The 771-nt window shown below is 70.6% G+C and carries 1 protein-coding gene; it reads left to right on the top strand.

Annotated features, from left to right (window positions below):
• A partial coding sequence (locus M0638_RS28415; RefSeq protein ID WP_248670321.1) for an ABC transporter substrate-binding protein occupies positions 1–680 on the top strand: 680 nt, incomplete at its 5' end.
• Positions 681–771 lie beyond the last annotated feature (91 nt).

The following is a 771-nucleotide window of genomic DNA, read 5'->3' as shown; positions in this document are numbered from 1 at the left end:
GGCTGGACCCGGACCGCGACGTGCAGCTTCGTGTCGTGGCGCCGCCGGAGATGGTGGCCAACCTGCGCTCGGGCAATTTCGACGGCTTCCTCGGCCCCGACCCGATCAACCAGCGCGCCGTCTACGACGGCGTCGGCTTCCTCCACATCCTCTCGCGCGAGATCTGGGACGGGCACCCGTGCTGCTCCTTCGGCATCGGTCGGGAGGTGGCGCAGTCGGCGCCCAACACCTACCACGCCATGCTGCGGGCGATCGTCGACGCCACCGCCTATGCCACGAAGCCCGAGAACCGCAAGGAGATCGCGGCCGCGATCGCGCCGGCCAACTACCTGAACCAGCCGGAGGTGGTGGTGCAGCAGGTGCTTACCGGCACCATAGCCGACGGGCACGGCACCGTGCGGCGCGTGCCGGACCGGGTGAGCTTCGCGCCGATGCCCTGGGACAGCTTCGCGATCTGGATCCTGACCCAGATGAAGCGCTGGGGGCAGATCCGCGGCGACGTCGACTACGCCGGCATCGCGCGGCAGGTCTACCTCGCCACCGACGCCGAGCGCGCCATGCGCGAGGCGGGGCTCGATCCGGCGCGGGCCACCGGCCGCACCATCGTCGTGATGGGCAGGGCGTTCGATCCCGCGAAGCCGGAGGATTACGTGAACGCCTTCGCCATCCGGAGGTCCTGATGCGCCACGTCAACCTCAACGCCCGTGCCGCGATCGTCTCGCTCTGCCTGCTGGCGGCCTTCCTCGGCGCCTGGCAGCTCGCGGTGAGCGG

The organism is Roseomonas acroporae (genome assembly GCF_023223525.1).
Taxonomy (GTDB): domain Bacteria; phylum Pseudomonadota; class Alphaproteobacteria; order Acetobacterales; family Acetobacteraceae; genus Roseomonas_E; species Roseomonas_E acroporae.
The sequence above is the reverse complement of the archived record's forward strand: the minus strand, read 5'-3'. Positions and strand labels throughout refer to the sequence as shown.